This window comes from Microcoleus sp. Pol1C5 (genome assembly GCF_036701115.1).
Lineage (GTDB): Bacteria > Cyanobacteriota > Cyanobacteriia > Cyanobacteriales > Microcoleaceae > Microcoleus.
In genome coordinates this window covers 28,739-52,888 of the sequence record NZ_JAUBQE010000048.1, presented here as the reverse complement: position 1 = coordinate 52,888, position 24,150 = coordinate 28,739, and the positions used below count along the sequence as shown (strand labels likewise).

The following is a 24,150-nucleotide window of genomic DNA, read 5'->3' as shown; positions in this document are numbered from 1 at the left end:
ACTCTCTTACTGTAATCAGCCAGATCGATCGGCTGTAGCTGTCCGGCCGCAACCACCTTTATGCCCCACGATCGTAATTTATGTCTTCAAATTCTCCCTCTTCTTGGCACACCGTAGCAATTGACCAAACTCTCCAGCAGCTAAGCAGCAACAAAGACGCTGGCTTGAGCAGCCAACAGGTATCAGAACGCTTGCAGCAATACGGCCCCAACGAACTAGAAGAAACAGGAGGCCGCAGTCCGTGGTCGATTTTTGTCGATCAGTTCACCAACATCATGTTGTTGATGCTGATGGGTGTGGCCGTGATTTCGGGTTTTTTGGACTTTCGGTCGAATACTTTTCCCAAAGATGCGATCGCCATTTTTGCGATCGTCATACTCAACGGCATTCTCGGCTATTTACAAGAAAGCAGCGCCGAAAAAGCCCTCGCAGCCCTCAAAAACCTCGCTTCCCCCCTAGTCAGAGTCGTGCGGGAGGGCAAAACTTCGGAAATAGCAGCCAAGGAACTCGTACCCGGAGACGTGATGCTGTTGGAGGCTGGGGTAAAAATAGCAGCAGACGCACGCTTGATCGAAACATCAAATCTGCAAGTCAGAGAATCTGCTTTGACAGGAGAAGCTCTAGCAGTAACCAAGCAAGCAGAGCTAGAACTTCCAGAAGATGCTTCCTTGGGCGATCGACTCAACCTGATTTTTCAAGGGACAGAAGTTGTTCAGGGACGAGCAAAGGCGATCGTCACCAACACTGGAATGCAAACTGAACTGGGCAAAATTGCCACCATGCTTCAGTCAGTAGAAAGCGAACCGACTCCCCTGCAACAGCGGATGAGCCAGTTGGGAAATGTTCTAGTCTCCGGAGCCCTAAGCTTAGTCGCAATTGTCGTCATCGGCGGCATGATTACCTTCCAAAACGGCAGCATTGGGTTCGATACCAGCAGGTGGGAAGAGTTGTTAGAAGTTTCTCTAAGCATGGCTGTGGCTGTGGTTCCCGAAGGACTCGCAGCAGTCGTGACAGTTACTCTGGCACTCGGAACTAGGCGGATGGTGAAACGAAACGCCCTGATTCGCAAACTGCCGGCCGTAGAAACTTTGGGCTCGGTAACTACCATTTGTTCTGACAAAACAGGTACTCTGACTCAAAATAAAATGGTTGTTCAGCTAGTGTCTACGGGCGACTGCACTGTCGCCGTCGCAGGCGATGGCTATGCGCCGATCGGAGATTTTACCGATCGGCTGACATCGGCCAAAATTAATAATTTAGAGGAATATCCAGAACTCGAATCTTTATTAATTGCCTGTGCAGTTTGCAACGACGCAGTATTGCAACAAGAACAGCAAGAATGGCAGATTTTAGGCGACCCCACAGAAGGAGCTCTGCTGTGTGTAGCGGCAAAAGCAGGCATTTATAAGGAAAAACAGTCTCAATTGCTGCCGCGGACGGCGGAATTTCCTTTTTCTTCGGAACGCAAGCGGATGAGCGTGATTTGCGAAGTGCCGGGCCGATCGGGAAATTCGGGATTTCCCGCAGCAGAAGGACAGCAGTCAAATTATTTGATGCTGACCAAAGGTTCTCCAGAGTTGACTTTGGAGCGCTGCAAAGGCATTATAGTCGGCGATCGAGTACAACCTTTAACCCAGGAAATGCGCGATCGCATCCTCGTCGAAAACAACAACATGGCAAGCGGCGGTTTGCGAGTCCTCGGCTTTGCGTACAAACTCTGGGAAAACGTGCCCCCCGAAGGTTCTGAGGAAACCAGCGAACAAGACATGATTTGGCTGGGACTCGTCAGTATGCTCGACGCCCCGCGCCCGGAAGTGCGGGAAGCAGTGGTGAAGTGCCGCAATGCTGGCATTCGGGTGGTGATGATTACAGGAGACCACCAGTTGACAGCAAAAGCCATCGCCTACGATTTAGGTATTGCAACAGAGGGCGATCGAGTTCTCACCGGTCAAGAATTAGAAAAGCTCAGCCAAGAAGAACTCAAACAGCAAGTCGAACAGGTTAGCGTTTACGCCCGCGTTTCCCCGGAACACAAATTGCGAATAGTCCAAGCTTTGCAAAGTTGGGGCAAATTTGTCGCAATGACCGGCGACGGAGTTAACGACGCCCCCGCCTTGAAACAAGCCGATATCGGCATTGCCATGGGAATTACCGGCACCGATGTCAGCAAAGAAGCTAGCGATATGGTACTCCTCGACGACAACTTCGCAACTATTGTCGCCGCCGCTGAAGAAGGGCGAGTGGTTTATAGCAATATTCGCCGCTTTATTAAATACATTTTGGGCAGCAACATCGGCGAAGTTTTGACAATTGCGGCCGCACCTTTAATGGGTTTGGGAGGAGTGCCGCTGACACCGCTGCAAATTTTGTGGATGAACTTAGTAACAGACGGCGTTCCCGCTTTGGCCTTGGCCGTGGAACCGGGGGAACCGAACGTGATGAAAAGGCCTCCTTTCAGTCCGCGAGAAAGTATTTTTGCGCGGGGTTTGGGTTCTTACATGATTCGGATCGGGATTATTTTTGCAATTTTGACGATCGCGATGATGTCCTGGGCTTACGGATATACCACCAGCCCTAACCATGTTGGAGATCCCGAGGCTTGGAAAACAATGGTGTTTACAACTCTTTGTTTGGCACAAATGGGTCACGCGATCGCAATTCGGTCTAACACTCAGCTAACTATCGAGTTAAATCCCTTGACTAATGTTTTTGTTTGGGGGGCTGTAATTGTGACTACTATTCTGCAATTGATGCTGATTTACGTTCCGCCGCTGAGAGCTTTTTTTGGCACTCATTATTTAACGGGGTTTGAGCTGCTAGTTTGCTTCGGTTTCAGCGCTCTAATGTTTGTCTGGATTGAAATGGAAAAACTGTTCTTGCGCTTTTACAAATCTAGAAAATAGTGTTAACGGCTGACGAAGGTTGAACGAGGTTTCATTATTAGCTATAACGCTCGATTGGGTACTATTTTCAAGAATATCCGCCAGGGGCTGAAACCCCTGGCTTACAGCGAAATTAATCCCTATGAAGACTAAATAGATTGTCTCACGATTAAACATTTATTACTTCGTTATAATGTCATTGCGAGCGTAACGCTGGGCGAAAACCGCCAGACCCAAGGCTCGCGGTTACCAACCCGTAAGGTGCGCCCTACGATGACTGTATTACCAATTACCAATTATCGATTACCACTTACTAATATTATGTATTTGAAAACGCTGCACCTACGGCAGTTTCGGAACTACTTCGATCAAAAGGTAGCGTTTGACGCTCCCAAAACTATTTTAGTAGGAAATAACGCGCAAGGAAAATCTAACTTGTTAGAAGCGGTAGAGTTGCTTTCTACCTTAAAAAGCCACAGGGTAGGGCGCGATCGCGATTTAATACTCGACTCAAAGCCGATCGGGCAAATTGATGCTACACTCGAACGCCAAACCGGAGCGATCGACTTAGCTTTAACTCTTCGCTCTGGGGCGCGTCGAACACTGAAGATCAACGGTGAACCGCTGCGCCGCCATTTAGACTTTTTGAGCGTCTTAAATGTAGTGCAATTTTCTTGTTTGGATTTGGACTTAGTGCGCGGCGGACCCGAAGGAAGGCGCAATTGGATCGATCGCCTAGTCATCCAATTAGAACCGATTTACGCTCACATTTTGCACCAGTACAACCAAATTTTGCGCCAGAGAAACGCTCTGTTGAAACGTTCTAAAGAAATCCGCAAAGCGGAATTTTCCGACAGTTTTGACAAGATGCGATTTATGACACCCGAAAGTCCCGAACCGGAAAATACAGAAGACTTACCCATCCCCAATTCCCAATTTCCAATTCCCAATTCCCAATTCCCAATTCCCCGGTCGGAATTAGCTTTGTGGGACGCGCAGTTGGCGACAGCGGGAGCTCGCGTCATCCGCAGGCGCGATCGAATATTGGAGCGATTGATGCCTTTAGCTCGAAATTGGCACCGTTCAATTAGCGGTTCAGCAGAAGTTTTAGATGTGAAATACGATGCTAATATTGAAGTAGGGGCGGAATTAATCGCTAAAGATAATCTCGAAGGAGTGCGACAAGCATTTTTAGAGAAAATTCAAAAAAGGGCGATCGCAGAACAGTTTCAAGGAACCACTTTAGTGGGCCCCCACCGCGACGACATTACATTTACAATTAACAATACCCCAGCTCGTCAATACGCATCCCAAGGTCAGCAGCGAACTCTGGTATTAGCATTAAAATTAGCCGAATTGCAGCTTATTGAAGAAGTCGTCGGCGAAGCGCCTTTACTATTGCTCGACGACGTACTTGCAGAACTCGATCTGAGCCGCCAAAATCAACTTTTAGAAACAATTCAAGAACGATTTCAAACTCTGATTACTACAACTCACCTAGGCGCTTTTGATGCTCAGTGGCTGCGACAAACCCAAATTCTCTCCGTCGTTGCTGGACAAATCAATCGATTTTAGATTTTAGATTTTAGATTTTAGATTGACAAATTTTCTTTTTCATGGTAAAGGTACAAAAAAAATGAAAATTTGGCATTATTAGCTCTATTCGAGATAGGATAAAGGTTAATTTTGATTGCCGCTTTCGCTTCCATTTTTCTAACCCTTATGAAGCATTACATTTCCCGTCTGTTAGCCCTGGTATTAGTTGTTGTAATCGGCGTAGCTGGCTGTACCAATGTTCCGGCCACTCTGAGTGGAGATTATGGCCAAGACACATTAGCATTAGTGAACAGCTTGAGAACAGCGCTCACTTTGCCAGAGGGCACGCCGGAAAAAGCAGCCGCTCAAGCCCAGGCTCGCACAAGTATCAACGATTTTTTTGCTGCCTACCGCCGCGATCCCGCTCTTACCAAGCTGGCTTCTTTCACGACAATGCGGACGGCATTAAACTCTTTGGCAGGACATTACAGTTCCTATCCAAACCGTCCCGTTCCTGAAAAATTGAAAAAGCGCCTTGAGTCAGAATTTCAGCAGATTGAAGCTGCTCTTAACAGAGGAGCTTAATCTCAAAATTTAGGATCAAGGATAAATTTTAATAATTCATCTTTCATCCTTGATATTTGAGTCTTAACAATTTTTAGTAGAAATATCAACTGCTTTTAGCGCCCAGTGTACCAGGCGCTTTTTTATGCAGCATTTATGGAAAAAATACTGAAAAATTGAACTGGATATGATATCAAATCCGGGCTTTTTACCCCCTTTATTTTTGAGTCCGCGAAGGCGCGTGCCTGCGCGCCAACAGTTAGGCAGAGGAAAGTTTGTATAACATAGCAGCGGTTTAATTGCCGAGTCTTATCTTACCCGATGCCCTTATTGAATTTAAATAGCCGCCAGATAGAATTTGCATTGTGCGATCGACTTGTGCCATAACTAAGTCAACGGAAAAAAGTAGAAAATTTGTAGCTGCTTGTTGAGCGCGATCGCATTTTTGCGATCGCCACCCAATTTAAACTAGAAAACCCCATTCAAATCTCCCATGAAAATTGCACCAACTCGCATCGCGAATTTTCAACACCAGCGACGCTTTTTCAGTGCGGTAACTGCTGTTTTAACCAGTAGCTTCATCAGCCAGCTTGTTTGGCCGTTTATCGGAAATCAACCAGCTTTTGCCCAAACATTAGCCTATTGCCAATTATCCCAAGAACAAGTCAATCAAAAAGAAGACTTGCGCCGCGCCGCGCTCTCGGGAAAACGGGAATCTCAGCAAGCATATTTTGCTGTTCTGAACAAACACGCGCGGGAAATAGCAGAATGCCGCCAAAAAACTTGGCCCGAAACCCAAGCAGTTTGGCTGCGTTTGTATCCCTGCGATGTCAGACCCGGAGAAATCGATCGAGTATTAGACAAAGTTGTGAATAAAGGCTACAACCAAGTCTATGTTGAAGTATTTTATGATGGTCAAGTGCTGCTACCAGTCGCAGACAATCCTACGGCTTGGCCTTCTGTTTTGAGAAATCGCGGTTACGAGAAATACGATTTGTTAGAAAAGGCGATCGCCAAAGGCAAACAGCGAGGTTTAAAAGTTTATGCGTGGTTATTTACCATGAACTTTGGCTATAGCTATGCTCAGCGTCCCGACAGACAGCAAACCCTCGCTATCAACGGTAAAAATCAGACAAGTTTAACAGTAAGTGAAGGCGCAGCAATTAACGAGGACTTCGGAGAAGTTCCGGGCAATCAAGCCTTTATCGATCCGTACAACCCACAAGCACGGCAAGACTATACTTTGTTAGTAAATCAAATAGTCAAGCGCAAGCCCCAAGGAATGTTGTTCGACTACATTCGCTATCTACGGGGCATCGGACCCGCTTCAGTTGCTACCAAAGTTCAAGACTTGTGGATTTACGGCCCAGCATCGCAGCAAGTTCTTTTGCAGCGGGCTAGCAATCAGCAAGGGCGAGATTTAATTCAGCGATATTTGACTAGAGGATTTATCAATACTAATGATGTTCAAGCAGTAGTCAAACAGTATCCAACTGAGCGAGAACCTCTTTGGCAGGGCCGAATTCCGCAGGTGATGTCAGTAGCAACTCCACCTTCTAGAAGGGAGAATGCCGCATCAAGAACAGCCTCAACAACTCCCGCCACTAACAGGCCAAACCCTGCAACTCCCACACCAAAACCGACACCTCGGCTTCCCGATACCGGCATTCTGCAAAAAGATTTGTGGAAACTAAGCGTTGCTCACGCAGTCCAAGGGATTTTAGATTTTTTGGGGGTAGCAATTCAACCAGCTCAAAGGATGGGAATTCCTGTAGGAGCAGTCTTTTTTCCCACTGCAAATCAAGCGATAAATCAAGGGGGATATGATTCGAGATTGCAGCCTTGGGACACATTTCCGGCTACTGTAGAATTCCACGCCATGTCTTACGGAAATTGCGGGGATGTAAGCTGCATTGTGCCACAGGTGCAGCGGACAGTAAGTTTAGCGCCTGCGGGAGCAAAAATTATTCCTGCTATTGCTGGAGATTGGGGAAAACCTCTGAAAAATCGACCGTCTTTGGAGATTCAAATGGCGGCAATTCGCTCGGCGACTCCGCAAATTAATGCGGTGAGTCATTTTGCTTTTGGGTGGCAAGAACCGGAGGATGAAAGGGCGCGGCAAACTTGCCGGTTGTAGGGGGATTAGTTGTTGTAGAGATGCGATTTGTAGCGTCTCTACAAAACGGGATTTGGGAAAGCAGCTAACTGTTGGACAAACTCTTGATGTGCGTCACTGTTTAAGCCGACTTGAAGAGTTGCGATCGCACTTGGCATATCCCCGTCTAAGAGTGCTGAAACAGCCAGCCACAACCCCGGAAAAACTCGGCTGCGGATAATTTTTTCTGCATCGGGTAGCAGAGAAATATATTCTTCTTCCTGCAAGGAAAACCAATCAATCCGGCGATCGATTACTTGCCAAACGAGATATTCTCTCACCATGCTGCGGCGGTAAACTCGCTTTTTGTCCCGCAGATCGATCGTAGCGGTACTAGCAGCAATTTCGGTAACAAATTCCGGCGCGCCTACAATGTAGCCGTCATCACTGAGGCTAGTTGCACCGCCGCGTCGGGAATCAATTAGCAGTACAGCATAGGGCTGGGGTTCGTTATCCACGTCGAGACGCACGGTGGGCTTATCGCAGAGCCGAGTATGTTTGGTAAAAGCAGCATAGAAGCCAAGACAAGTCATCAGGCGAGCATGGGGTTCGGCGTGGGGATCAAAGGGTAAGGGTGAAGCAATATAAACAATTCCTTCGAGCAATTCTGCTTTTTTGAGTCCCGGCATGGCTGTATAGCGTCGCTCGAATTCGGCACGGGTTAGCAAATCGCCATTTTCCAAAGGAGGGATGCTGATGCAGCTAAGATTTGCGGGAGCAATCATGGCTTTTCTCCTGTTGTTATACATCGGTATCTTGCGATTTTATCTAATTTTCGGCATAGCTGTAAGCCAGAGTTATATTATCAGAAATAAATGCTGTGGCAAATGAGTACCAAATTGGCCAGTCAATGGGCGCTAAAAATCTTGTTCTTAATCGGATCGATCGCCATAATTTCCCTTATTTCTGAAACGGGACAAACTGCAAACTCAAATTCGCTCGCCCAACAAATCGCACCCGTCGAAAATCCCCCACCAAACCTGCTGAAACCCCGAAAACTAAAAATATCCCCTTCTCCCCCCGCAACTCCCTCTCCCAAACCTCCAGAACAGCCTTTAATATTCGCACCGCCCGCGCAATTTCGCAGCCAAATTGTTTATAAAGCCAGTATTAACAACTCAAAAGTTATCGCCCTGACATTTGACGATGGCCCTTCGCCTGAAACTTTGAAAATATTAGAAATTTTGCAGAAACATCAAGTTGTGGGCACATTTTTCTGCTTGGGTGCAAATTTGCGGGAGTATCCAGAAATTGCGAAAAGAGTTGTGCAAGCGGGAAATGCGATCGGCAACCATACTTGGCATCACTATTCTCACAATGTTACCGAAAAAACAGCCTCGGATGAAATAGATAATACTGGTGTTCATATTTATCGATCGAGTGGGGCAAAAAGTTTCTTGTTTCGCCCCCCCGGCGGCCGCTTAAATAACGGTTTAGCAGTTTACGCTCAAAAGAAGAATTATGTAGTGGTGATGTGGTCGATCGACCCTAAAGACTTTCTGCAACCTCCGGCGGCTGCGATCGCCCGTAGCGTGCTATCTCAAGCGACATCGGGGGCGATCGTATTGTTGCACGACGGCGGCGGCAATCGCCAGCAAACAGTCGAGGCACTATCTGTAATTATTCCCAAACTCAAACAGCAGGGATATCGTTTTGTAACCGTGCCGCAATTGCTGGAAATGCAAGCCACGCAAAAACAGCGAATTGCCGATCGCAAATCCCAATGAACAGACATCTGGGCCAAATCTGCTTTATCTGCATTTCATCTGCGGTCAACAATCAAAATTCTGCTAAACTTATTATTAATAACTATAAAAACCTTTATTAATATCATAATGCAAAAACTTCAAGCAATAGATATCAACCTCCGCTATCTAATCGATAACTTCGGCTTGCAGCGAGTTCGTAACAGTGAATTTTTCCAAGAATGGCAAGAAAAATTGCCCGAAGTAACAGACTCAGAAAAACAATTGCTCGATCGCGTCCAAGACATATACTTCAACTTGGTAGACAATCCGCCTGTATTGGAAAATCCAGTCAAGCTAACAATCATCAGCCCTATTTTATTTATTGCCGGTCTGTATGAGTTCCCTTTTCCAGTCAAAGCCGAAAACTCGATATCCATTCAACAGGAAGACGAAGGCAGAATCATCGAAGGCACAATAGATATCCTAAATATGAAAGCAAACTTGTGGGTGACAGTAATTGAATCCAAACAACTTTCGTTTTCAACTGACGAAGCACTTGCCCAACTCCTGACATATATGCTGGCAGATCTTAACCCAGAATCTCCTACTTTTGGCATGATTGCCACAGGTGCTAACTTCAATTTTGTCAAGTTAGTTAGAGGGGAAACTCCCCAGTATGCGCGATCGGCTGAATTTGTTATTTCCAATCCCGGCAATGAATTGTACCGGGTTTTGCAGATTTTAAAACGCCTGAGTCAACTTCCCGACTAGCAATAAAAGCCATTTTGAGTTATCTTTCAAAGCAGACAATATCTAATATCTCAAATTTCAAACTGGTGCGAGCATGGTAAATTACTGGATAGTCGGCGCTGTGGCAATAGCTTCTGTCTGCTGGGCAGAAATAATACGAGACTTTTATCACGTCGTGTCCCATTATTGGACACCCCTGCAAAAGCTGCACACCTGGCATCACCGCGTTTTCCGCCCGAATTTGACCCCCGTCAGCGAGACAATTTACAAGCAAGCACACTGGCGTCACGACGTGCCCGAAGCTGCGGCGATGATGGTTTTGGGCTTGTTGCTGTGGGTTGTAGCTTATTTTGGGCTGCCGGAATATCACTGGGGCGTAGCAGCGGGTTGTATTTATACTTTAGGCTTTTTGTTGAGCGCGATCGCCCGCGGGTGCGGCATCAAAGGCGCAGACGAATTAACCGACATCACCCACCAACCGGGAGACTTCTTGACTCCCCCTGGCAAGTGGTTAGTTAATAAACCTTATCACTGGCGGCATCACTTCGACAATCAAAATGCTTACTATTGCGGTACTTTCACCTTAATAGATAAACTTATGGGTACAGCACTTTCTCTCAAAGGCAAAACTGTAGCCGTCACCGGTGCATCGGGAACTTTAGGTCGTTCGCTTCTCAAACACCTGCACAAAGCTGGTGCAAAAGCGATCGCCCTCACCTCTGGAAATGAGGAAATTACTTTAAATTTAGACGGCGAAAGTTTACCTATAAAAACCGTAACTTGGCAAGCTGGCCAAGAGGCAGACTTAGCCCTATTTTTAGAAAAAATTGATATTCTCGTCATCAATCACGGAATTAATGTACACGGAGAAAGAACAGGAGAGGCGATCGCAAACTCCTACGAAATTAACACTTTTTCCGCGTGGCGGCTGATGGAACTCTTTTTCTTAACAGTCCGCACTAACGAAAACATCGCTTGCAAAGAAGTCTGGATCAACACTTCCGAAGCAGAAGTAATTCCCGCTGTCAGTCCCCTGTACGAACTCAGCAAACGCGCCCTGGGAGATTTAGTCACCCTGCGGCGGCTAGACGCGCCCTGCATCGTTCGCAAACTGATTTTAGGGCCGTTTAAAAGCAACTTAAACCCGATCGGCATTATGTCGCCAGATTGGGTAGCACAGCAAATTGTCAAACAAGCTAAAGCCGATGCGCGCAATATCATCGTGACAATTAATCCTTTGACTTTTATCGTTTTTCCAGTTAAAGAGTTTTTTGTTTCTCTCTACTTCCAAATCTTCAGCCGGAAACCAGTCTCTTTGGCAGATATAGAATTAGAGCGATCGGACATTGAAGTAAGAACTAAGTAATATCCAATCCCGTTAAATCAACCTAATGCTTCTAGGGTTCTAGGTGAAGTACGCATGACTTACGCAGTACATTCTGGCTTCACCTAGTGAACGTACAGTGATAATTGGTATTACTTCTTTCCTAGCAACTCTGCTCTCTTTAGAAGTAGTTTCAGCCTGCTTGGCAACAGTTGATTGAGATCCCAGCGATAACCAAGGTATTTCAAATGATTCCAGGGGTTCAGGAAACCTGTATGAAGATTAACAAACTCTGGCTGGGACTTACCGTTACGGGCAACCACAAAATAGGGTGGTTTGATAGAAGGATCGACGTGATTGAGGGACATATATTCAATCACATAAGCCCAGCGAGTTTCCTGCGAAACATTAGGTGTGGTACTGTGAAGTGTCAGCGAGGAAAACAAAACAAGATCCCCCGCTTCTGCTTCAATGAAGAGTGGACTGTCAGGAGTTCCATCATACACAGCATAGTTACCTTCAAATTTGTGCGGCAGCCGTTTTTTGTTACTGCCCGGTTGTAACCACAGCCCACCATTTTCGGGGGTCATTCTGGTAAGTGCAATCCACAGTTGGTAGTGATTATCCTTAAGGTTGCTGTAGCCATTGTCCTGATGCCAAGGAAAGGTTTCTGCTCCCGGTCCTTTGGCTACTGCCTGATCCCACCGCACCCAGAAATTTGGACCAATGAATTGTGTAAGCAGTTCCACCAGTCGGGGTTGAGAGATGAAGTTTTGGATTTTTTCACTGTATTGGAATAGCTGACTGTGAAAAGTTAAGCTTCCTTTATTCAGATTATTGTCAATGTGCTTCGGATCGGCTTCTTTAATATCCTCGATCAGTGTTCTCATCTCGGCTTCGGAAAAAAAAACCCGAAACTTAACATATCCATCTTGATTAAACTGATCGATTAATTTTGTCTGTCCCATCTACTTTACCTCTTGAATCAATTTCTCCGTTTTAAACAATGTTTGGTACAAATTAAAAATTTAGTTAATTTGCAACAGAGACGAAGCAGTCATAGCAAAAATGGCTGGCAAAATTGTAACTTTAGAAATCCGGTTTCTCCAAGAAACCGGATTTTTATATCTAAATTTTTTTGCCTGTCAGCTTAATTACTAACCTCAGCCATTTCAATCACGCGACCGTCGTAATCCTTGACCAAAAAATTCAGCGGCTTTTCGCGGCGAATTTTATAACTAATTCCGCGAGTTTGTACCCTCATCAATAGCTGATCCAAACATTCGCGATCGAAACAAACGTGACGCGGGCGATTTTTTTCCCCTACACCGGCGCCGCTAATAATGTGCAGTTGGGTATTTTTCATCAACTGATACCACAAACCCTCGGGACTCCCCATCGTTTGAGAGCTTGTTGCCCTCCCGACATTCGGCGACAAATACAGCGGATCGATACCAGTTGTCCCCAAAGTTTGCTCGTAATTGTAGTAGTAGTGCAGCGGCACTTCTGCTACTGGCAGGTTTAGCATACCTTCATAGAACTCCCTCGCTTGTCCGAGATCCGATACCATGACCGTGTGTACCTTCGGAGCACTGGTGAGAAACATCCACATCGCCCCCGCATAGGCGGCCAGCAGCATCACCATAATCCCTTGAGTCGAAAACAAGCTGTCCAGGGGCAGGGACGGCAAAAAAGAGCTCAAGTACAAAGGCCGAAGTCCAAAAGCAATAAAACTAACTGCTAGAGTCATGAATTATAAGAAAGGGTAAACAACGAAATTTATCAAGATTGCAGTCGCGATCGCCCGCGAGACTTAAACTATTAGCTTAGCCATCTATGTTAGCAAAAACTAGCGGTTAAGCCCTACCCGATGAAAGTCTTTGTATACGGCACACTCAAACCGGGGGAGTGCAACTACCTCCGCTACTGCGAAGGAAAAGTTGTGGATGCTTGCCCCGCGATCGCCCGCGGTCAACTTTTTGCGCTGCCGATCGGCTATCCTGCGATGATGGCCGGAGATGGCACAGTCTGCGGTTTTCTCCTCTGTTTCGCAAACTCTGCTATTTTGGACGATTTAGACCGATTGGAAGACTATCATCCGCTGCGGGAACCGACACAAAACGAATATCAGCGACAGGAAATCGAAATCTTCGATCGACACCTCAAACCTTTAGGCACGGCTTGGGCTTACTTCATGTTACCCGATCGCGTTCGTTCCCTAGGAGGCATCTGGCTGCCCGACGGCAGGTGGGAAAATCGGTTTTTCACCAAATAAGGTGGTTAATGCCGATGAGCTTAGGAAAGTGCCATTGCAGTGGGCGAAGGCGGCTCGAACCTGTAACCGTAACCCCGAATAGTTTTAATAAACTGCGATCCAGTAGCATCAACTTCAATCATTTTCTTGCGAATCTGACCGATATGTACGCTAACAACTTTCTCTTCTCCTGTGTCGTTGCAGTTCCACCCCCAAATTTTTTCAATTAGCTGTTGGCGACTCCAAGATTGACCGGAATGACTTGCCAAAAAATACAGGATATTAAATTCCAAGGCTGTTAACTTGATAATGCGATCGTTGAGTGTTGCTTCCCGACGTGCTGAATCGATCGCGAATTGATCGAATACAATACGTGATGGAGTCACAGGCCTCATCCGTCTCAACACAACTTCTATACGAATTGCCAACTCTGCCAAACCAAAGGGTTTACAGATATAGTCATCAGCACCGGCGGACAGGACTTTAATTTTATCAGCTTCGTCTGTGCGACTGCTGAGCATGATCACAAAAACATTTGTACGGCGCTGCATTTCCTGGCAGAGGTGATAGCCTGTAGTATCCGGCAAGTTCCAGTCGAGAACTACTAGCAGTGGCTTTAATTTCTCAAACAATTCTAAAGCCGTATCGCCATCTGCTGCCGAATCTACATGATATTTCTGAGTTAAAAAACGATGAACTAGAGTGCGGATGGAAGCGTCATCATCCACCACGAGAATCTTGGGAGTAGTATCAGTAGTCATAACAAAAAAGTTTCTTTTTGTTGTCAATTTAAAGCTGGGAATTACAGAACAGCTTTAGTCAAGGATAAACCCCAGCTCGCTCCAAATAACTGGTAATTCTTCAATTAACTTAGCTTGGAGGTCAAAAGGCTCTCCCATATCCCAAATTTTGACTTCTAGGCGTTCGTTAAATACGGTTATTTCAAGGTTGATCGGAGTTTCCAAGGGCAGATTTTTATGAGCGTGGCGAACAGCATTTGTAAACCCTTCTATCGTAGCAAGTTTGCACTGCTGCAAAACTGCTTCGGGAATGGTAGATACTCTAACTGCTCGACCCACCATAAAACTTGAACAACACTCTTGAGGTCAGTATTGAGTTGAAGGTGAATTGTTTTAATTGGCTGGTTATAAGTTTGACAAGATTGGTAATTTGGTTGCTTTTGCCACCCCAAAATAAAGGCATTCCACAATTCAAGTACCCGCTTTAAATAACCAGATTGAGGCGGAGGTTGGGGTGTTATTATACCTGGATGAAAACATTTCACAATTAATAGACAGTTTCGCTCGTCAGAAGTGCGTGTATAGCTTAGCTTATCGGCAATTTTGCTAATAAGTTTTATGCCTATTCCACGGGAAGGAATGTCATTTATACTATTTCTCATGTTGCTATCCTTTCTCATTATTTAATAGGTAATTTTTAGAGACACAACAGAATGGCATTCTGAAGGGTTAATTTTGCCTGATTTATGCCTGACTTTTCCCGTATGCCCTGCAGTTGTTGTCAGGATCATTTTCTCTTTGTTGCTGGGGTCTTGACAAACTCAGTTTGCGATCGCTAAACTGATCTAAAATTGACATTGACAATTAGAGAAGTAAATTATATAATGACGACCCTCAAAGCCTCTGAGGAGGGATTAGTAAAAATTAAGCAAGCGAGAAGAGAAAGTGGCTCGACAATAAAAGACCCCAAATGGTTAGTAGAAGCTAGTGAAAAATTAGAACCCGATCGAACTTGGACAGAGGCAGGCCCTTATGCCGATGGTCTGTCGCTGCCAACTTGGAGGCGTTTCTTACGAGGACAAGAACCCATTAAAGCCAATGCTTTCAAGGCTTTCTGCACGGTTTTGCAGTTGAATTGGGAAGAAATTGTCGATCGTCCTCCACCAGAAAATACGCAGCCATCGAATTTAGACATTGATTCGGTAGTGGAAGAGATCCGGCAAAAATGCCACAGCAAAATCCAACAGCTTTACAGCAAAATGCAACTGTTAGATATTGCACAGCCCGTTGATGTCAGCAACCTCTACGTTGAAGTCAACATTTTGGAGGAAATTACCAGTTGGCAGCCGGGAGAAATTAGCGACTTACTGAGAGACTTCAATCCAGATGCGGATAACTTTAACCGCTTAGGTTTAGGTAAAGTACGCCAGAAACGAGTATCAGGATTGGATGCGGTAAAATCTCACTCTAAATTGATGGTACTCGGCAAACCTGGTTCCGGTAAAACTACTTTTTTGAAACACATCGCCATTCAATGCGATCGCGCCAAATTTGAAGCACACAAAATACCGATTTTTATCTCTCTTAAAAACTTTGCTGAAATCACTAATTTTGACTTATTAGAATATATCAGCGACGAATTTGCCAGTTGCGGAGTTGAGGCGCGATCGCAAACTGAATTCGCCCTCAGTCAAGGCAGAGGTTTGATTCTATTGGACGGCTTAGATGAAGTGCCAGAATCAGATAGCGATGCAGTCGTCAGACAGATTTGTCAGTTTGTCCAAAAGTATTACAAAAATCAGTTTATTATTACCTGTCGAATTGCCGCTTCTAAGTACAGATTTCACGACGAAGCTTTTACCTGTGTTGAGGTAGCCGACTTTAATTGCAAGCAAATCGCAGCCTTTGCGCTCAATTGGTTTGTGGCATTTTCCCATAATGTGGAGGCAGGAAAAGCTTTAGCATCTCAATTTATAGAGCAGCTAAAACTGAAAAACAATCAGCAAATCCGAGAACTTGCAGTAACCCCTATCTTGTTGAATCTGACTTGTTTAGTATTCCAAGCAAAAGCAAATTTCCCATCCAACCGAGCCAAGTTGTATGAAGAAGGAATGGAAATTATGCTCAGAAAATGGGATGAAAGTAGAGGTATTCAACGAGATGAAGTTTATCGCGATTTGAATTTGTGCCACAAAAAATACTTACTTGCTTTTGTGGCAGCTATTACTTTTGAGCGGGGCGATTACTTTTTTGAAAAAAATACAGCTCAGGAATTGATTGCGGATTATCTGGCTAACTTACGGGATGACAAAACTGACCGCATTCAGTTGGAAATGGATAGTGAGGTTGTGCTGAAGGCTATCGAGGCACAACATGGGTTATTAGTGGAGAGGGCAAGAGGGATTTATTCGTTTTCTCATCTAACCTTTCAAGAGTATTTCACTGCTAGACAAATTGTTAACAATTGCGCTCCACACGCTTTACAAAAACTGGTCAGCCACATCACCCAGAAGCGTTGGCGAGAAGTCTTTTTCTTGGCGGTTGGGATGTTGCGAAAAGCTGATGACTTATTGCTGTTAATGAAACAGCAAGTTGATGCACTCGTCGCTGATGATGAGCAGTTGCAGCAGTGTCTAATATGGGTCAACAAAAAATCCCTTTCTGTTGATTTTCCCTACAAACCTGCGGCAGTTAGAGCATTTTACTTTACCCTTGAATATCCCCTCCTTGACTGCGGCTTTGCCCTTTCTCTTGACCCTTATCTGAAAAAAGTTGTGGGACAAGCTCTGGAACAGGTTCTTAACCTTGCACTTGAAGGTGCTCTTGACCTTGCCCTGAATACTGTCCTTAAGGATGCGCTTGAGCCTACCCTTGGTTACATCAGCCTTACCCTTGAACGTACCCTTGTCCCTACCCTTGACCTTGTTCTTGACTGCGACCTTGTACCTGCCCTTAAGCCTGAACAAAGGCAAGCGATACAAAAACTTCTGGAACAACTACCCGATCCAAAAAGTGACAAAGAGATATTTGCAAAATGGTGGCAAGATAACGGTCAGGCTGGGGATAAGCGATTAAGACAAATGATGATTTTGTATCGCGATATGGGTCACAATTGGCAATTTAACGAACAGCAGAAGTCATTGCTGAGGAATTATTATGATGCTAATAAATTGCTGGTAGATTGCCTCAATAGCGGTTGTAATGTATCTCCTACTGTGCGGCAGGAAATTGAGGAGACATTGCTGTTGCCGATCGCAAATCTGCAAAAAACCGATGACAAGTGCGATCGCCCGCTCTAATTCCACTAGCTACCTACTTAGGGCTTGCTGAATATATCGAGCGCATATTACGTGGGCTGGGTTAAGAGAGCGTGCGATCGAGAGTAAAGTGCAAGATAAATAGGTAGAATAGGTCAAAACCCGTGCATCACCACCTGCGATCGTGTACAGAAAAGCTGAGTTTGCTCCCCTCCCACCCTTAGACTTTGAACTAGCCAATGGATCTAAATTGTCAGCCCTCAACCGTTGGGTAAAAATGGCCAAAATAATCCCGTGGTCGGAATTTGAATCAGAATATGCGGCCAACTTCCCCGCAGACAAGGGTGCACCAGCTAAATCGTTTAGGATGGCATTGGGGGCATTAATTATTAAAGAAAAATTAGGAATTAGCGATCGCGAAACCGTCGAACAGATCCGGGAAAACCCCTATCTGCAATACTTTATCGGTCTATCAAGCTACAGTAATGAACTACCATTTGACCCATCACTATTAGTACATTTTCGGCAACGAATTAGTCCAAACCTAATTAATAAAGTGAACGAACGCATGGTTGAAAAAATGCGAGAAATCACGCCAATTAAACCCGAAAAAAAAAAAAGGATTCGGACGCCAAAAATAAGTCACCCAATCGCGGTAAGTTGATCGTAGATGCAACCTGCGCCCCAGCCGATATTAGTTATCCGACGGACTTAGGACTATTAAATAAAGCCCGAGTTCATACAGAAAAAATCATAGACATCCTGTATAAACAAATCAAAGAAAAAAAACATAAAAAACCCAGAACCTACCGTAATAATGCCAGAAAAGACTACTTAGCAGTAGCCAAACAAAGACGACCTACCCGCAACAAAAGAAGACAGGCAATTAAAAAACAACTTCAGTACATCAAAAGAAATCTAGCTCATATTGAACAGCTAATCAATTTAGGCGCGACCCTAGAAGCTTTGAATAAAAAGCAATATAAAACCTTGCTAGTTCTCACAGAAGTCCTTCGCCAACAACAGTGGTTATTTGACAAAAATAAACAGAGTATTGAGGATAGAATAGTAAGTTTAAGTCAACCCCATATTCGTCCCATAGTGCGAGGAAAAGCCGGAAAAAGTGTAGAGTTTGGAGCCAAACTATCAGCCAGTTGTTTTGAAGGATATGTGTTTTTAGACCGGATGAGCTGGGATAATTTTAACGAATCGGGGGACTTAAAAGCACAAGTAGAAGCTTATTATAGATTCACAGGGTATTATCCAGAGTCCGTTCATGCAGATCGGATTTACCGTACAAGGGAAAACCGAGCATGGTGCAAAGAAAAAGGAATTAGAATCAGTGGGTCACCCCTAGGAAGACCCCCAGCAAATGTGAGTAAATCAAAAAAGAAGCAAGCCTTAGAAGATGAGAGGATTAGAAATGCGATAGAGGGCAAATTTGGGACTTGCGTAAACGAAGATTCGGTCTGAACCCTTGTGATGGCAAAACTTGATAATACATCTGGTACAGTTATTGCAATTACTTTTTTGGTCATGAACCTTGCTACCTGGTGGCGTCGGGTTTTTTGTGTGTTTTTATGTCTATTTGGAAAAAGAACACCTGTTTTTGGGTTGAAGATAATCCCCAATTATAAATGGGGGGACTCGCTACAGAAAAAACTTATATTTAAGTCTGCTTGAATATATCGTGAGCTCCTGTTCTTAGTTTGCGATCGATTATTCAGCAAACCCTACTTCGATATTAAGATGCGATCGCCCCACAATACGTCATTCAAAGCCAGGAAAGTGTCAAAGGATATATCCACTTGAAAAACTGGGAAAAACCGCAAAAGCCCCCTTTTTTAGGGAGCTTAGCAACTTCATTTATGCTCAAAACAGAAATCCTATTGCGCCTTTGGCAATGACTTTTGAGGGCTTGCTACACCAACTTTGGGAATATCCATTATCGGTGCATTCACCCCAAGCATCAAATCGTTGGGATTAACAATCTCCATCAGAGGCTCGTTCAAAGCCACCATCAAACCGTCAGATTCAGCAGGAATGGGAGATCGAGCAAACTCGGGAGCAAACAATTGGCGGCCGCCACCGACACCAGACACCACCGCAATCAACAAAGCTGCGATCGCACCTCCACCCAAAATCCAAGTTCGTTTCGGCTTGCGTTCCACCCGCTGCAAAACCTTCGCCGCCAACTCCTGTGCAGATTGTTCCGAAGCAGGCACCGGCATTGACTGAAAACTCTGCTGCATCATCAGCAGTCGCGAGTACAAACGCTTCGTAGTGGGGTCATTTGTCAGCCACTCCTCCACTTGCCGACGTTCTGCAGCCGTCACTTCGCCGTCGAGGTAAGCACTCAGCAATTCAAAGCGATCGCGCATCATAGTAGTTACATTCCCCTGGGGATAATTGTTGTTAGCTTGATTTTCAGCGAGTGAATCCCCGATACCTTGCTGATGCTGATTTTTATCCGATTCAAAGTGATAATTCATATTTCAAAGTTGCTTTTATTGGGGAAGGATGCCCTGGCTATTAGAATGATTTACTGCTTATTTATATTTTAAAAGAGAAGTTTTGATATGACAGCAAACATGACCAAATCTTCTTGATCGACCTCTAAAAGCACTATCGCTAATTACCATCGAGATATTTTTGCAATTCCAACTGCAATCTTTGGCGAGCTCTAGCAATTCTCGACTTGACAGTTCCCAGAGAAACTCCGGTCATTTCGGCTATTTCCTCATAGGCTAAACCTTCTATTTCTCTTAAAACAATTGTCGTGCGGAATACTTCAGGCAAATCTGCGATCGCCACCCGCAACTGGTCGTAAAATTCTCTAGTCGTCAAATCTTCATCAGGCCCCGGACTGTCCGCCGGAATTTCCCAATCTACCTCGCCATCTTCCAGAGCACGGGGTACGTCCAGCGACAGCGGAGTTCGCACCCGCTTGCGCTTCCGCAACTCATCGTAAAACAAATTAGTGGCGATGCGGCTCAGCCAGCCCCGAAATTTAACAGGCTCTTGCAAACGGTTAATATTGCGGTAGACCCGAATCCACACTTCCTGAGCCAAGTCTGCTCGGTCTTGCCAGTCAGGGGCCAAATGATAGAGTACCCTGTCTACGTGGGACTGATACCGCTTCAACAGTTCTGAAAAGGCCGTGCTCTCAGGTCGATTTCCTTCCTGACAACGCAACACCAAGTCATAATTAGAGAGTTTTTCGGCTGGCAATTGCACTCTTTGAACGGTCGCCACAACCGCAGACCAGGACACGGAAATAAAGTCGCTCATCGGTGGAATTGGCTCATCGAACATTCCACACTTTTTGACGCTAGCAGATCCCGATTGGTTCCCGCACTCGGAAACTGCCATCGGCTTGAGTCATCAGACACTCAATGACTGCTGACTGCTTACTAATGCCCGACTACCTCGCACGCTCCAATACTAACCCAACTACTAGAACCGTCAGCCCAATGTTCCTTTTTCCAAATCGGTACATTGTGTTTGAGCGTATCTATGGCGTACTGGCAAGCTGCAAATGCCTCCCCCCGGTGGGGACAGCCAACAGCCACCAGTACGCTGATTTCGCCCACCTGCAAGTGTCCGACGCGGTGGTGAATGGCGACCCGATTGACATCGACCCACTGGCGGCGGATTTCCGTAGCGATTTGCTGGAATACTCGCACGGCCATCGGTTCGTAGGCTTGATATTCTAGGGAAACTACAGCTTGACCGTCAGTTTGGTTGCGGACTGTACCGCTCATTATTACCACGGCTCCGTTCGCAGGGTCATCTGCCAAAGCATATATTTCCTCTACAGACAACGGCGCTAAGGTAATGGCGAAGCTGTCTGATTCATGGCGTTGAGGAATTGTCCCGATCGAAAGTGCAGCGCTAGAGTTCATTGCCAAAGAAGTGGTGCTGGATAAGTTAATTGATCTTGACACAAATCAAGTCGCGATGGATTTGTCTTGCATTCTTGTCGGGGAGACAGGGAGACTAATTTTTAGACCAATCTCGTAGCACGGGCAAGGGTCCGACGCCATCGCCCCGAACTTCTGCACCAGTGCGATCGGCTACACTATGACTGGCCCGAAGCAAATTAAGATTGTGCTTGAAGACGAGCGGGATGCTTGTTCGATCAAATTAACTGCCTATATTGCTGTAGCAATTCAATAAATAAGCACCAAAATAAGTAGTGTCATTCGCAACTCAGTACAAGCAATTCAAAACCCCAATCGATAACTTCGTTCCCTTTTTAATGACACAGTTAAGTTTAATTCTGCCCAGAGTTCTGATCCGCGTCGGCAAAATTTTTAGCAGCCGATGTAAACTTTATTTATTTTTTTGTTCCGGAAAGCTACATCAATGACATGATATACCTGTGCAGGGTTCAGGAACATTAGCCAATACTCGGCATAAGCAAGACCTTAACGCCCTTTTGTAGCTTTTATGAAACATAAGTTAATAATTTGGGCTGTTAATTGAGGTTTTGACCTGAGTCTGCACCAAGAAAGGTTAACAACAATCACGAGGAAACTATGGAAGCACTAGCATTGAGCCACTCTTTTGTTGCTTATGAATCTCCAGAGTCCGAACTCCAGGTCAAGTCGTTAGACCAACTGGGCTTGAAAATTCCTAATTCTGCATGGATAGGCGTTGCAGGTATGGCAGTAGCCTTATCTGTTCTGAGTGTCGGTGGCGAAGCCCAGGCTGCTTGCTACTCCCGCTGCGGCAAGAAAAGCCATCACGGCCATCACAGCTACGCCAAAGTTGTCACGAATGGCGGCAGACTGAATATCCGCAACCGCCCCGATAGCTGTTCTCATGTAATCGGCAAGTTATATTATGGAGACCACGTAAAATTGACCGGTCGTTACAAACACGGCTGGGCCCAACTGAAAGGTGGTGGCTGGGTGTCTGCGTCCTGGCTCTCCTAACTCTTAACTAGAACACTTTACATTTCTAGAAAGAGTTTTAATCGTTACCCGGTATGACCGGGTAACGATTATTGTAAAGACGCGATCGATCCTGAAAATCATGGAATATCCGAAATTCATGACTAACAACTAACAGCCTAAACCTTACCGCCGCCGATTAGATAAAGTAATGCCATCCGCACCGCCACGCCGCTGGTAACTTGCTGAGATATCAGGCTAAACTGGGCATCGTCCATCAAATCCGAACTAATTTCCACGCCGCGGTTAACCGGGCCAGGGTGCAACACCTTCACATCCGGCTTGCAGAGTTTGAGTCGATCGCGCGTAATCCCGTACAAAGAATGGTATTCTCGTAAACTCGGCAGCAAATGGTCGCTCATCCGTTCCTTTTGCAGCCGCAAAGTCATCACAAAATCAGCATCGGCCAAAGCAGGTTCAAGCTGCCAATGCAAAAATAACTTGCCTTCCCTACCATCGCCACACTCAGCAAACAACAGCGGTAGCAAAGTCGGCGGCCCGGCCAAATGAACCTCTGCCCCAGAAGCCGTTAAACTCCAAATATTAGACCTAGCAACCCGCGAATGCAAGATATCCCCCACCACAGCAATTTTTTTGCCCGCTAAAAGTTCCAGCCGCGGACGTTCGGTATCTAACAGAGCACAAATAGTAAATAAGTCTAGCAAACCTTGCGATGGGTGTTCGTGCTGGCCGTCTCCTGCATTGAGAACGCTGACTCTCGAACCCAAGCGATCCATTTCCGAAGCAATCGTGCTGGGAACTCCAGCTTGTTCGTGCCGGATTACCATCAAATCCGTTCCCATCGCCAGATAAGTCTTAGCCGTATCCAGAATAGTCTCCCCCTTCGTTAGAGAAGAACTTCCGGGGGTAAAATTCAGCGTATCCGCTGACAGCCGCTTCGCCGCCAACTCAAAACTATTGCGAGTCCGGGTAGAAGGTTCAAAAAATAAATTCGCGACCACTTGACCCTGCAGGGCCGGCACTTTCTTCGTGCGGCGGCCGAGCACCTCCCGAAAACTGGCTGCAGTTTGCAGCACCGTATCGTATTCGTCCGAGGTAAAATCAGCCAGAGTGAGAATGTGTCGCCTTGTCCAAGTCATACAATTTTAGATTTTAGATTTTAGATTTTAGATTGACTCAATCAGGACGGATGATGGGTTTGGAACTTGCTGGTACGCCCGCTCAGCAGTCGCCTTTGAATGTTCGATCGACATTTAGGGGTGGCGATCAACAGTATCCAACAATTTTTGATCGCTTTTGCGGTGAGTAGAGTTATAATCAGTTTATGTAGCTCAGACCCCACTCTCACAGCGAACCCAGCGTCGAAGGTGAAACAGGTGTGGTTTACCCGCAGGAAAGCGGAAATTACGCTTTAGCAGCGAAAGAGCAGTAGTTGCAGTTTCTCCTACGCAAACTCAGCCTTGTCAAGAACAACCCGAACGCAGCCCTTGCATCTACCACTATGTGGAAACAATCGAGGCGGCCAACCTTCCACTGTCAATCGACAGCATATAGCGGGACATTTTAAAGATGATTAATTCTTTGAAGTCGGTCTTGACTCTTCAGTCCTGCTTATAGGCCCTTGTCAAAACGAACTCTGTTAAGATACAAGTTGAATATGTAGCTTCCCGACAAAAATCTACACGTATCTTGGCGAGACTGTTCTTGGCGAAACTGCGGTAAAAAGTGAGAGCTGGGAAGTGGTAATTACACAAGATTTAAACAATTCAAGAGGTATTATGAGCCAGCAGGTTATACAGCCGATGGTTAAGTTCCAGCGTCAGGTGCATTCTCTCGTCACGTCTGACATTATCAAGCCAACAGACAGTATTTGGAAAATTGCTCTGCTTTACGGGGACGAATGGCCGTATTGGAAACAGCAATTGCTAGAGTTTGATTTTTCTATGCAAGACCCCGTGAGCGAGTTGATAGCTGTAGAAGCTTGGGACGAAGAATAACAGAGAAGACGGAGGACTGGAGTGTCGGAGAGAACTTTCGAGGCGATCGGGTAAATTTTCTTTCATAAATTTCCGTTGCTAACT

At 45.6% G+C, this 24,150-nt stretch carries 20 protein-coding genes and 1 pseudogene; 12 read left to right on the top strand and 9 right to left on the bottom strand.

Annotation, left to right across the window (positions count from 1 at the left end; all coding sequences use genetic code 11):
• Nucleotides 1–80: 80 nt before the first annotated feature.
• The 4 genes from QUA23_RS23590 to QUA23_RS23575 all read left to right on the top strand — a co-directional run bounded on the left by QUA23_RS23590 (nucleotide 81) and on the right by QUA23_RS23575 (nucleotide 7,119).
• On the top strand, nucleotides 81–2,903 hold the full coding sequence (locus QUA23_RS23590; protein ID WP_333078455.1) for a cation-transporting P-type ATPase: 2,823 nt from the start codon (nucleotides 81–83) through the stop codon (nucleotides 2,901–2,903).
• Between the two features lie 300 nt (nucleotides 2,904–3,203).
• Nucleotides 3,204–4,457, top strand: a complete 1,254-nt coding sequence (locus tag QUA23_RS23585; protein WP_333078505.1) for a DNA replication/repair protein RecF — start codon at nucleotides 3,204–3,206, stop codon at nucleotides 4,455–4,457.
• A gap of 147 nt (nucleotides 4,458–4,604) precedes the next feature.
• The gene (psb27, locus tag QUA23_RS23580; protein WP_333078456.1) at nucleotides 4,605–5,003 is read left to right on the top strand and encodes a photosystem II protein Psb27; all 399 of its coding nucleotides are present in this window, start codon (nucleotides 4,605–4,607) and stop codon (nucleotides 5,001–5,003) included.
• A 472-nt stretch (nucleotides 5,004–5,475) separates the two neighbouring features.
• Nucleotides 5,476–7,119, top strand: coding sequence for a family 10 glycosylhydrolase (locus tag QUA23_RS23575; protein ID WP_333078457.1), 1,644 nt, complete (start codon nucleotides 5,476–5,478; stop codon nucleotides 7,117–7,119).
• Nucleotides 7,120–7,157: 38 nt separating this feature from the next.
• On the opposite strand, the gene QUA23_RS23570 is transcribed toward QUA23_RS23575, so the two are convergent.
• Nucleotides 7,158–7,862, bottom strand: a complete 705-nt coding sequence (locus QUA23_RS23570; RefSeq protein ID WP_333078458.1) for a Uma2 family endonuclease — start codon at nucleotides 7,860–7,862, stop codon at nucleotides 7,158–7,160.
• Nucleotides 7,863–7,964: 102 nt separating this feature from the next.
• On the opposite strand from QUA23_RS23570, the gene QUA23_RS23565 reads away from it, so the two are divergent.
• The 3 genes from QUA23_RS23565 to QUA23_RS23555 all read left to right on the top strand — a co-directional run bounded on the left by QUA23_RS23565 (nucleotide 7,965) and on the right by QUA23_RS23555 (nucleotide 10,941).
• Complete coding sequence (locus QUA23_RS23565; RefSeq protein WP_333078459.1) at nucleotides 7,965–8,864, top strand: polysaccharide deacetylase family protein; 900 nt, start codon at nucleotides 7,965–7,967, stop codon at nucleotides 8,862–8,864.
• A gap of 108 nt (nucleotides 8,865–8,972) precedes the next feature.
• Nucleotides 8,973–9,596 carry a restriction endonuclease subunit R gene (locus tag QUA23_RS23560; protein WP_333078460.1) on the top strand — a complete coding sequence of 208 codons (624 nt, stop codon included), beginning with the start codon at nucleotides 8,973–8,975 and terminating at the stop codon, nucleotides 9,594–9,596.
• 73 nt (nucleotides 9,597–9,669) lie between these two features.
• Complete coding sequence (locus tag QUA23_RS23555) at nucleotides 9,670–10,941, top strand: bifunctional sterol desaturase/short chain dehydrogenase (protein WP_333078461.1); 1,272 nt, start codon at nucleotides 9,670–9,672, stop codon at nucleotides 10,939–10,941.
• A 110-nt stretch (nucleotides 10,942–11,051) separates the two neighbouring features.
• Here the strand turns inward: QUA23_RS23555 and QUA23_RS23550 are convergent, their stop codons facing one another.
• Nucleotides 11,052–11,867 carry a phytanoyl-CoA dioxygenase family protein gene (locus QUA23_RS23550; RefSeq protein ID WP_333078462.1) on the bottom strand — a complete coding sequence of 272 codons (816 nt, stop codon included), beginning with the start codon at nucleotides 11,865–11,867 and terminating at the stop codon, nucleotides 11,052–11,054.
• Between the two features lie 182 nt (nucleotides 11,868–12,049).
• The gene (locus tag QUA23_RS23545; protein WP_333078463.1) at nucleotides 12,050–12,649 is read right to left on the bottom strand and encodes a glyoxalase-like domain protein; all 600 of its coding nucleotides are present in this window, start codon (nucleotides 12,647–12,649) and stop codon (nucleotides 12,050–12,052) included.
• Nucleotides 12,650–12,769: 120 nt separating this feature from the next.
• Here QUA23_RS23545 and QUA23_RS23540 point away from each other — a divergent pair, with 120 nt between their 5' ends.
• Nucleotides 12,770–13,174, top strand: a complete 405-nt coding sequence (locus QUA23_RS23540; RefSeq protein WP_333078464.1) for a gamma-glutamylcyclotransferase — start codon at nucleotides 12,770–12,772, stop codon at nucleotides 13,172–13,174.
• 20 nt (nucleotides 13,175–13,194) lie between these two features.
• On the opposite strand, the gene QUA23_RS23535 is transcribed toward QUA23_RS23540, so the two are convergent.
• Together QUA23_RS23535 and QUA23_RS23530 are read right to left on the bottom strand one after the other, a co-directional pair.
• The gene (locus QUA23_RS23535) at nucleotides 13,195–13,914 is read right to left on the bottom strand and encodes a response regulator transcription factor (RefSeq protein WP_333078465.1); all 720 of its coding nucleotides are present in this window, start codon (nucleotides 13,912–13,914) and stop codon (nucleotides 13,195–13,197) included.
• 54 nt (nucleotides 13,915–13,968) lie between these two features.
• Nucleotides 13,969–14,235 carry an ATP-binding protein gene (locus tag QUA23_RS23530; protein WP_333078466.1) on the bottom strand — a complete coding sequence of 89 codons (267 nt, stop codon included), beginning with the start codon at nucleotides 14,233–14,235 and terminating at the stop codon, nucleotides 13,969–13,971.
• Between the two features lie 542 nt (nucleotides 14,236–14,777).
• Between QUA23_RS23530 and QUA23_RS23525 the strand changes: the two genes are divergently transcribed.
• Together QUA23_RS23525 and QUA23_RS23520 are read left to right on the top strand one after the other, a co-directional pair.
• On the top strand, nucleotides 14,778–17,192 hold the full coding sequence (locus tag QUA23_RS23525; RefSeq protein WP_333078468.1) for an NACHT domain-containing NTPase: 2,415 nt from the start codon (nucleotides 14,778–14,780) through the stop codon (nucleotides 17,190–17,192).
• Between the two features lie 142 nt (nucleotides 17,193–17,334).
• Nucleotides 17,335–18,833: pseudogene (locus QUA23_RS23520) on the top strand (IS5 family transposase).
• 203 nt (nucleotides 18,834–19,036) lie between these two features.
• Here QUA23_RS23520 and QUA23_RS23515 read toward each other — a convergent pair.
• The 3 genes from QUA23_RS23515 to QUA23_RS23505 all read right to left on the bottom strand — a co-directional run bounded on the left by QUA23_RS23515 (nucleotide 19,037) and on the right by QUA23_RS23505 (nucleotide 21,055).
• A complete protein-coding gene (locus tag QUA23_RS23515) occupies nucleotides 19,037–19,642 on the bottom strand; it encodes a zf-HC2 domain-containing protein (protein ID WP_333078470.1) in 606 nt (201 codons plus the stop codon).
• A 139-nt stretch (nucleotides 19,643–19,781) separates the two neighbouring features.
• Nucleotides 19,782–20,441 carry a sigma-70 family RNA polymerase sigma factor gene (locus tag QUA23_RS23510; protein WP_006631278.1) on the bottom strand — a complete coding sequence of 220 codons (660 nt, stop codon included), beginning with the start codon at nucleotides 20,439–20,441 and terminating at the stop codon, nucleotides 19,782–19,784.
• 122 nt (nucleotides 20,442–20,563) lie between these two features.
• Nucleotides 20,564–21,055 (bottom strand): molybdenum cofactor biosynthesis protein MoaE, encoded by a 492-nt coding sequence (locus QUA23_RS23505; RefSeq protein ID WP_333078506.1) that lies wholly within the window; start codon nucleotides 21,053–21,055, stop codon nucleotides 20,564–20,566.
• A gap of 636 nt (nucleotides 21,056–21,691) precedes the next feature.
• On the opposite strand from QUA23_RS23505, the gene QUA23_RS23500 reads away from it, so the two are divergent.
• On the top strand, nucleotides 21,692–22,090 hold the full coding sequence (locus QUA23_RS23500; protein ID WP_333078472.1) for an SH3 domain-containing protein: 399 nt from the start codon (nucleotides 21,692–21,694) through the stop codon (nucleotides 22,088–22,090).
• A gap of 137 nt (nucleotides 22,091–22,227) precedes the next feature.
• On the opposite strand, the gene QUA23_RS23495 is transcribed toward QUA23_RS23500, so the two are convergent.
• Nucleotides 22,228–23,208: an aspartate carbamoyltransferase catalytic subunit gene (locus tag QUA23_RS23495; protein ID WP_333037021.1), complete on the bottom strand. Its 981-nt coding sequence runs from the start codon at nucleotides 23,206–23,208 to the stop codon at nucleotides 22,228–22,230.
• 639 nt (nucleotides 23,209–23,847) lie between these two features.
• Here QUA23_RS23495 and QUA23_RS23490 point away from each other — a divergent pair.
• Nucleotides 23,848–24,066 carry a DUF4327 family protein gene (locus QUA23_RS23490; RefSeq protein ID WP_006631282.1) on the top strand — a complete coding sequence of 73 codons (219 nt, stop codon included), beginning with the start codon at nucleotides 23,848–23,850 and terminating at the stop codon, nucleotides 24,064–24,066.
• The last annotated feature ends 84 nt before the right edge of the window (nucleotides 24,067–24,150 follow it).

Coding starts and splice junctions, on each gene's coding strand:
- QUA23_RS23525 (WP_333078468.1), top strand. CDS start 14,778: ATGACGACCCTCAAAGCCTCTGAGGAGGGATTAGTAAAAATTAAGCAA.
- QUA23_RS23500 (WP_333078472.1), top strand. CDS start 21,692: ATGGAAGCACTAGCATTGAGCCACTCTTTTGTTGCTTATGAATCTCCA.
- QUA23_RS23550 (WP_333078462.1), bottom strand. CDS start 11,867: ATGGGACAGACAAAATTAATCGATCAGTTTAATCAAGATGGATATGTT.
- QUA23_RS23560 (WP_333078460.1), top strand. CDS start 8,973: ATGCAAAAACTTCAAGCAATAGATATCAACCTCCGCTATCTAATCGAT.
- QUA23_RS23505 (WP_333078506.1), bottom strand. CDS start 21,055: ATGAACTCTAGCGCTGCACTTTCGATCGGGACAATTCCTCAACGCCAT.
- QUA23_RS23530 (WP_333078466.1), bottom strand. CDS start 14,235: ATGGTGGGTCGAGCAGTTAGAGTATCTACCATTCCCGAAGCAGTTTTG.
- QUA23_RS23535 (WP_333078465.1), bottom strand. CDS start 13,914: ATGACTACTGATACTACTCCCAAGATTCTCGTGGTGGATGATGACGCT.
- QUA23_RS23495 (WP_333037021.1), bottom strand. CDS start 23,208: ATGACTTGGACAAGGCGACACATTCTCACTCTGGCTGATTTTACCTCG.
- QUA23_RS23515 (WP_333078470.1), bottom strand. CDS start 19,642: ATGAATTATCACTTTGAATCGGATAAAAATCAGCATCAGCAAGGTATC.
- QUA23_RS23590 (WP_333078455.1), top strand. CDS start 81: ATGTCTTCAAATTCTCCCTCTTCTTGGCACACCGTAGCAATTGACCAA.
- QUA23_RS23510 (WP_006631278.1), bottom strand. CDS start 20,441: ATGAGCGACTTTATTTCCGTGTCCTGGTCTGCGGTTGTGGCGACCGTT.
- psb27 (WP_333078456.1), top strand. CDS start 4,605: ATGAAGCATTACATTTCCCGTCTGTTAGCCCTGGTATTAGTTGTTGTA.
- QUA23_RS23585 (WP_333078505.1), top strand. CDS start 3,204: ATGTATTTGAAAACGCTGCACCTACGGCAGTTTCGGAACTACTTCGAT.
- QUA23_RS23555 (WP_333078461.1), top strand. CDS start 9,670: ATGGTAAATTACTGGATAGTCGGCGCTGTGGCAATAGCTTCTGTCTGC.
- QUA23_RS23575 (WP_333078457.1), top strand. CDS start 5,476: ATGAAAATTGCACCAACTCGCATCGCGAATTTTCAACACCAGCGACGC.
- QUA23_RS23490 (WP_006631282.1), top strand. CDS start 23,848: ATGAGCCAGCAGGTTATACAGCCGATGGTTAAGTTCCAGCGTCAGGTG.
- QUA23_RS23545 (WP_333078463.1), bottom strand. CDS start 12,649: ATGACTCTAGCAGTTAGTTTTATTGCTTTTGGACTTCGGCCTTTGTAC.
- QUA23_RS23565 (WP_333078459.1), top strand. CDS start 7,965: ATGAGTACCAAATTGGCCAGTCAATGGGCGCTAAAAATCTTGTTCTTA.
- QUA23_RS23540 (WP_333078464.1), top strand. CDS start 12,770: ATGAAAGTCTTTGTATACGGCACACTCAAACCGGGGGAGTGCAACTAC.
- QUA23_RS23570 (WP_333078458.1), bottom strand. CDS start 7,862: ATGATTGCTCCCGCAAATCTTAGCTGCATCAGCATCCCTCCTTTGGAA.